At 58.3% G+C, this 7,489-nt stretch carries 6 protein-coding genes, 1 tRNA gene and 2 rRNA genes (1 of these 9 cut by a window edge); all 9 read right to left on the bottom strand.

The features are described from left to right. Nucleotides 1–32: 32 nt before the first annotated feature. Nucleotides 33–1,673 (bottom strand): ubiquinone biosynthesis regulatory protein kinase UbiB, encoded by a 1,641-nt coding sequence (gene ubiB, locus ACTG2U_RS12965; RefSeq protein ID WP_005339383.1) that lies wholly within the window; start codon nucleotides 1,671–1,673, stop codon nucleotides 33–35. After that, nucleotides 1,673–2,281 carry a ubiquinone biosynthesis accessory factor UbiJ gene (locus ACTG2U_RS12970; RefSeq protein ID WP_005339380.1) on the bottom strand — a complete coding sequence of 203 codons (609 nt, stop codon included), beginning with the start codon at nucleotides 2,279–2,281 and terminating at the stop codon, nucleotides 1,673–1,675. The genes ubiB and ACTG2U_RS12970 overlap by 1 nt, the downstream gene beginning before the upstream one ends. 8 nt (nucleotides 2,282–2,289) lie before the next feature. Continuing rightward, entirely contained in the window at nucleotides 2,290–3,042 is a 753-nt protein-coding gene (gene ubiE / locus ACTG2U_RS12975; RefSeq protein WP_005342396.1) for a bifunctional demethylmenaquinone methyltransferase/2-methoxy-6-polyprenyl-1,4-benzoquinol methylase UbiE, read from the bottom strand. A gap of 65 nt (nucleotides 3,043–3,107) precedes the next feature. Further along, nucleotides 3,108–3,485: a fluoride efflux transporter CrcB gene (gene crcB, locus ACTG2U_RS12980; RefSeq protein ID WP_005339378.1), complete on the bottom strand. Its 378-nt coding sequence runs from the start codon at nucleotides 3,483–3,485 to the stop codon at nucleotides 3,108–3,110. Nucleotides 3,486–3,580: 95 nt separating this feature from the next. After that, nucleotides 3,581–4,846 carry a cytosine deaminase gene (locus ACTG2U_RS12985; RefSeq protein ID WP_439974570.1) on the bottom strand — a complete coding sequence of 422 codons (1,266 nt, stop codon included), beginning with the start codon at nucleotides 4,844–4,846 and terminating at the stop codon, nucleotides 3,581–3,583. Further along, nucleotides 4,840–6,084 carry a cytosine permease gene (codB, locus tag ACTG2U_RS12990; RefSeq protein WP_005342374.1) on the bottom strand — a complete coding sequence of 415 codons (1,245 nt, stop codon included), beginning with the start codon at nucleotides 6,082–6,084 and terminating at the stop codon, nucleotides 4,840–4,842. The genes ACTG2U_RS12985 and codB overlap by 7 nt, the downstream gene beginning before the upstream one ends. Nucleotides 6,085–6,335: 251 nt before the next feature. Then, a tRNA-Thr gene (locus tag ACTG2U_RS12995) sits at nucleotides 6,336–6,411 on the bottom strand. 46 nt (nucleotides 6,412–6,457) lie between these two features. Then, nucleotides 6,458–6,572: ribosomal RNA gene (gene rrf / locus ACTG2U_RS13000) — 5S ribosomal RNA — on the bottom strand. 121 nt (nucleotides 6,573–6,693) lie between these two features. Further along, a 23S ribosomal RNA gene (locus ACTG2U_RS13005) occupies nucleotides 6,694–7,489 on the bottom strand; it runs 2,094 nt beyond the window's last position.

Here is a 7,489-nt window from a genome sequence, read left to right on the forward strand (position 1 = left end):
CCAGAACAGGCGCCTGACGGCGCGGTTGTTGATTAATGGGAACGGGTTCGCAACCAGCCGACCAGCCAGCAGAGGGCTGCACCGGCGAGACTGGCTTGTCCCCACTCAATGTGTTGTTTTTGGGTCAGCAAGAATACACCCGCCAATAGCAGGCTGGCTCCAACCCCTAAGAGGTAGCGGGCCTGCCCTTGCCGACGGCTGTGACGGCGGAACTCGGCAAACATCTGGTCGAAATGACGCTGCTGATGACGGGTCTGGCGCAGGGTCTCATAGACCAGCTCCGGCAGCTCCGGCAGCTTCTCCGCCCAGAATGGCGCCTTCTCCTTGATAGCGTTCAATACCGACTTGGGCCCGACCTGTTCGTGCATCCAGTTTTCGAGGAACGGCTTGGCGGTCTGCCACAAATCGAGCTGCGGGTAGAGCTGACGCCCCAACCCTTCCACATAGAGCAGGGTCTTTTGCAGCAGCACCAATTGCGGCTGCACCGTCATATGGAAGCGACGCGCGGTGTTGAACAGGTTGAGCAGCACGTGACCGAACGAAATTTCGGAGAGCGGCTTCTCGAAGATGGGCTCCAGCACGGTGCGAATGGCGAACTCGAACTCGTCCACCTTGGTGTCTGCCGGTACCCAGCCCGACTCCACGTGCAGCTCTGCCACCCGGCGATAGTCGCGATTGAAGAAGGCGAGGAAGTTCTCAGCCAGATAGCGTTTGTCTTCCCGATTGAGGGTACCGACGATACCGCAGTCGATGCCGATCCAGAGTGGGTTTTCCGGATGTTCGTAAGAGACAAAGATGTTGCCCGGGTGCATATCGGCATGGAAGAAGCTGTCGCGGAACACCTGAGTGAAGAAGACCTCGACCCCGCGCTCGGCCAGCAACTTCATGTTGGTGCCGTTGGCTTCCAGCGCCGGTATATCGGAGACCGGAATACCGTAGATGCGCTCCATCACCAGCACCTGCTCGCGGCAGAGGTCGGTGATGATTTCAGGCACATAGAGCGCCTCGGAGCCGGTGAAGTTGCGGCGTAGCTGGATGGCGTTGGCCGCTTCGCGCATCAGATTCAGCTCGTCGAGGATGGTCTTGCGATACTCCTCCACCACCTCGATGGGGCGCAGCCGCGCGCTCTGGGGCACGAAGCGGGCCACCAGACGGGCCAGCGCCTGCATCAACCGCAGGTCGGCCTCGATGACTGGCTCGATGTCGGGACGGATCACCTTGATGACGATCTCGCGGCCACTCTCCTTCAGGCGGGCGGTATGCACCTGCGCGATGGAGGCCGACGCCAGCGGCGTCTCGTCAAAGTCATCGAACAGGGTTTCGATGGGACAACCCAAGCTCAGCTCGATCTGCTGGCGCGCCGCCTGACCACAGAAGGGGGGCACTCTGTCCTGCAGCAGGGCCAGCTCTTCGGCGATATCCGGCGGCAGCAGGTCGCGGCGGGTCGAGAGCATCTGGCCAAACTTGATGAAGATGGGGCCAAGAGCCTCGAAGGCGAGGCGGATGCGGGCACCGCGGCTGAGATCCGGTTGTTTGTTCTTGAGCCAGAACAGGGAGCGACGGGCCAGACGACCCGGCCAGGGTTGATAGCGGGCGGGCACCAGTTCGTCGATGCCCTGCTCCAGCAGGATGGTGATGATGCGATAGAGGCGTTTGAACTCCTTCGGGGTCATCAGGTCACCTGCTGTTCGAAGCGGGCCAGCCGCAGTTCGACGGCCTTGAGCTGCTGGGCCAGCACCTCGACGTCATCGTTGAAACTCGCCACTTCCAGCGGGCCGGGAGCGAGGCGGGCCTCTTCGGTCAGATATTCCGCCAGCTGGCTGCGGGTGCGGCACAGCTCGCGACCGACCAGGCGACGCGCCTGACGGGCACCGCTGAACAGGGTGTGGGCCAGCACGTCGCCGGTATAGCGCGACAGCTCCTCCTCCCAGTCGATATCCAGCTCACCCAGCAGCACGCTGAATGCCTGTACCAGCTGGGGATCACCGCTCAGATCCAGTTTCTCCTCGCGGATATAGCGGGTCAGGGCGGACGGGTCTTTCAGCAGACCGAGGGCGGTCAGCGACAGGCTGAGCACCGCATCGGCCTCCCCTTCATGCTGGGCCAGCACATCCAGCCGACGCTCGGAGAAGACGAACCAGAGCGGCTTGAGTTCACGCAGCTCCAGCTTGAGCACCTTGCCCACCAGTTTGCGCAGCCGCTCCGGGCTCTGTTTGTCCAGCGCCAGCAACTGGTTGAGGCTGGTTTCGATCACCGCGGTGACCATGGCATCCATCGGCATAGGCAACCTTAAAACTTGTAACCGCGGTGCAGGGCGACCACACCCTGAGTCAGATTGAAGTACTCCACCTGCTCGAACCCGACATTCTCCATCATGCCAGCCAGGGTCTGCTGATCCGGGTGCATGCGGATGGACTCTGCCAGATATTTGTAGCTTTCACTGTCGTTCGCGACGATTTCGCCCATTTTCGGCAGCAATTTGAAGGAGTAGAGATCATAGAGCTTGGCGATCACTTCGCTGACCGGCTTGGAGAACTCCAGCACCAGCAGACGGCCACCCGGCTTGAGCACCCGGAACATGGAGGCGAGCGCCTTGTCCTTGTCGGTGACGTTGCGCAGGCCGAAGCCAATGGTGATGACGTCGAAGTGGTTATCCGGGAAGGGGAGAGCCTCGGCATTGGCCTGCACGTAGGAGACATTGTTGGCAACCCCCAGATTGCGCAGCTTGTCGCGGCCCACTTTCAGCATGGAGTCGTTGATATCCGCCAGCACCACCTGACCGGTCTCGCCGACGATGCGCGAGAACTTGGCGGTCAAGTCACCGGTACCACCGGCCAGATCCAGCACCTTCTGGCCCTTGCGCACACCGGAACAATCGATGGTGAAGCGCTTCCACAGGCGGTGGATGCCGAACGACATCAGATCGTTCATCAGATCATACTTGGCTGCCACCGAATGGAAGACACCTGCTACCAGAGTTTCCTTCTCGGTCGCGGCCACGGTTTTAAAGCCAAAATGCGTTGTCGTTGCTTGTTCTGACATCCCTTAAACACCCATAGAGCAAAGAATGGCCGCCAGTTTACCAGAGCCACTGGCGTCCGGACACCTTAAACCCGGCTCGCAACCAACTGCATGCCCAGCACCACCATGGCCAGACAGAGGAAGAGATTGAGACCGATATTGAGCAGCGCTTTCAGATAGGCTCCATGTTGAGCCAGCACCACCGTATCGAGGGCAAAGGAAGAGAAAGTAGTCAGGGCTCCGAGGATCCCCACCATCAGCAGCGGCTTCATCGGATGTTCTACCACATGACCATGACTGATGAGGGCGAATGCCACCCCCATGATGAAAGAGCCCACTACGTTGACCACCAGAGTCCCGTAAGGAAAGTGGCGCCCCAGCAGCAAGGCCATCAGTTCGGCAATCCCAAAACGAAGGCAGGCGCCGATGGCGCCCCCTGCAGCAACATAGAACCAGGTTTGCATGGTGTCACTCCCTCAGGGTCAGGCCGCCATTATGTCGCAATGGCGGCCCTTGTGCCCAGAGGCGGAACTAATCGACATCCAGCCTGATTGAAATCTCAGCGGCGAAAATCGATGGGCTCTGGCTGACCCAGCACGATTTCGGTCTGGGCCGGGCGGGTCTGGGCAATCACCTTGCCGTGACGAATTGAATAACGCACCGGCACCTGGCGGCGCACCGCATCGAAGCCGTTCTCGGCGGGCAGGATCAACAGGTTGGCCGGTTTGCCCACCTCGATACCATAGCGATCCTGCACGTTCAGGGTGCGGGCACTGTGGCAGCTGATCAGCTTCAGACCGTCGTTGATCTGCTCGTAACCCATGATCTGGCAGACATGCAGCCCCATGTGCAGCACCTGCAACATGTTGGCAGTGCCCATGGGGTACCAGGGGTCGAACACGTCGTCGTGACCGAAACAGACGTTGATGTTCGCCTCCAGCATCTCCTTCACCCGGGTAATACCGCGACGTTTGGGATAGGTATCGAACCGTCCCTGCAGGTGAATGTTCACCAGCGGATTGGCCACGAAGTTGATGTCTGCCATCTTGAGCAACCGGAACAGGCGGGAAGCATAAGCGCCGTTGTAGGAGTGCATGGCGGTGGTGTGACTGGCCGTCACCCGATGGCCGATACCCCGCTCGTAGGCCAGGGTTGCCAGCGTCTCGATAAAGCGGGACTGCTCGTCATCGATCTCGTCGCAGTGCACATCGACCAGAACCTGATACTTCTCCGCAAGATCGAAGATGTAATGCAGACTTTCGACCCCATATTCCCGGGTAAACTCGAAATGGGGAATAGCACCGATCACATCGGCCCCCAGCTTGAGCGCCTCCTCCAGCAGTGCCTTGCCGTTGGGGTAGGAGAGGATCCCCTCCTGCGGGAAGGCGACGATCTGCAGCTCCACCCACTCCTTCATCTCCTCCCGCACCTCCAGCATCGCCTTGAGCGCCACCAGATTGGGGTCGGAGACATCGACGTGAGTACGCACAAACTGGATGCCGTTGGCGATCTGCCACTTCAGTGTCTGGATGGCGCGCTGCTTCACATCCTCATGGGTCAGCAGCGCCTTGCGCTCGGCCCAGCGCTCGATCCCCTCGAACAGAGTGCCGGAGAGATTCCAGCTCGGCTCGCCCGCCGTCTGGGTGGTATCGAGGTGAATGTGAGGTTCGATAAAGGGCGCGATGACAAGACCGCCCTCCCCGTCCAGCACCCGACCGGCGACGGCATGTTCGTCATGGGGTTCGATGGCTGTGATGACCCCATCCTGACAACGGATCTGCCACAACCCTTCCCGATCGGCCAAACGAATATGTTGAATCAGCATTTGTTAGCTTCCTGTACCAGAACCGGCCGCTGGGTGAGGCGAACCAGAATGAAATAGGTGAAGGCGGCGCCCAATACCGCGTTGAGTGGCACTATGCCCGGCAGCCACTTGCCGACAGCCACCCCGACTGCCGTGGCGACCAGCGCCTGCCAGCGCACCGTCTCGAACTGCTGATCGGCAAATTGACGGTAACGCTCACGATTGAGCAGGAAATCCATGATGATAATGCCACCGATCGGCGGAATTGCCGTACTCAAAAAGGCCAGCCAGCCGACAAAGTTGTTGTAAAGCCAGAGGGCGCAAGCCGTACCGATGAGGCCGTTGATCACGCTGAGGGGCTTGCTCTTGAGACCGGTAATATTGGCAAAACCGAGGCCGGAGGCGTAGAGAGCGTTATCGTTGGTGGTCCAGATATTGAGGCCCAGCACCAGAATGGCGGGGATCAACAGCCCCTGCATCAGCATCACTTCCGAGATATCGGCCTGCCCTGTCACGGCCGCGCCGGCTGCACCGAAGACGAACATTAGCGTGTTGCCCAAAAAAAACGCCACCATGGTAATCATGACGGCGCCCCAGGGTTTGCGACCAAAGCGAACAAAGTCGGCGGTCAGGGTTCCTGCACTGATAAAGGAACCGACCACCATGGTCAACGCCGTGGTGAACTCGATGGGATTGCTTGGTTGTACCTGCTGCAGTGCAGCCATGCCACCGGTCGAGGTCACCGCCAGCCAGACCGAGTAGCCGCCAAGCAGTGCAATGGCCGGTACGGCCACAAAGCTCAGCACCATCAGGGCGGAGATCCCGAAGTAGACGGTTACCGTCATTAAAATACCCGAAATGGCGATCAGCCAGTTCACATCGATCCCAGTCGCCTTCTGTACCGGCAGCGCAAACATCGCCACGCCAACGCCGAACCAGCCGACCTGAGTGCCGCCCAGCAGCAGAGAAGGCAGCCAGGAACCTTTGACGCCGAAGGAGTATCGCGCCAGCAGATGGGTAGAGAGACCGGTTGAAGCACCGATATAACCGAGACAGGCGGTATAGATCCCCAGCAACAGGTTGCCGATCAGTACCGCCTTGATGAAGTCGTCAAACACCAGACCGGTACCCAGCGCACCACCGGTCCACATGCTGGCAGAGAAGAACGTCAGGCCAAGCATCACCAGCATCAGCGACAGCACTCCTTTGCGCCCTTTGGCGGGTACCGCCCCCAAACAGTATTCGTTATCCTGCGCCATGCTCTCTCTCCACGTAATAGGCAAAACGCGCCGGATTTTACATGTAAAACGTTTTACGTCAATCAATCATGGTTAAATCTCTGGATAAAACCATCAATAGCAGTCAAATGAGTAACACACAGGAACTCAAATCAGCAGATAAACTGTGTCGGCTGCAAGCAGAAGGGGTTGCGGGAATAGGGAATGTAAGGGGATATCAAAAAATGACGGATGCAAAAAAGCCTCCCTTTTCAGGGAGGCTTTCTATTTAATGGTGCTGATACCCAGAATCGAACTGGGGACCTCATCCTTACCAAGGATGCGCTCTACCGACTGAGCCATATCAGCACACTAACCGGTAAAGACCACGCTGGGCGTAATCTTGAAATTGGGTGCCTGGCAGTGTCCTACTCTCGCATGGCGAATGCCACACTACCATCGGCGCTACCGCGTTTCACTTCTGAGTTCGGCATGGGATCAGGTGGTTCCACGGCGCTATGGCCGCCAGGCAAATTCTTAATCTAGAAAGCTGACGTGAATAACGAGGTTGCCTATCGGCTTGTCGCTATCACTGAATTTGAGTAGTTCGTTCTATTTGCTACAAGCCTTAGAACACTTCTTGGGTGTTGTATGGTTAAGCCTCACGGGTAATTAGTATGGGTTAGCTCAACACATCACTGCGCTTACACACCCCACCTATCAACGTTGTGGTCTCCAACGGCCCTTTAGGACCCTCAAGGGGTCAGGGATGACTCATCTCAGGGCTCGCTTCCCGCTTAGATGCTTTCAGCGGTTATCGATTCCGAACTTAGCTACCGGGCAGTGCCACTGGCGTGACAACCCGAACACCAGAGGTTCGTTCACTCCGGTCCTCTCGTACTAGGAGCAACTCCCTTCAATCATCCAACGCCCACGGCAGATAGGGACCGAACTGTCTCACGACGTTCTGAACCCAGCTCGCGTACCACTTTAAATGGCGAACAGCCATACCCTTGGGACCGACTTCAGCCCCAGGATGTGATGAGCCGACATCGAGGTGCCAAACACCGCCGTCGATATGAACTCTTGGGCGGTATCAGCCTGTTATCCCCGGAGTACCTTTTATCCGTTGAGCGATGGCCCTTCCATTCAGAACCACCGGATCACTATGACCTACTTTCGTACCTGCTCGACCTGTCCGTCTCGCAGTTAAGCTGGCTTATGCCATTGCACTAACCTCCTGATGTCCGACCAGGATTAGCCAACCTTCGTGCTCCTCCGTTACTCTTTGGGAGGAGACCGCCCCAGTCAAACTACCCACCAGGCACTGTCCGCGAGCCCGATTCAGGGCCCTGCGTTAGAACATCAAACATACAAGGGTGGTATTTCAAGGACGGCTCCAGCGCAACTAGCGTCACGCCTTCAAAGCCTCCCACCTATCCTACAC

The organism is Aeromonas sp. 95A (assembly GCF_051919235.1).
In the GTDB taxonomy this organism is placed as follows: domain Bacteria; phylum Pseudomonadota; class Gammaproteobacteria; order Enterobacterales; family Aeromonadaceae; genus Aeromonas; species Aeromonas veronii.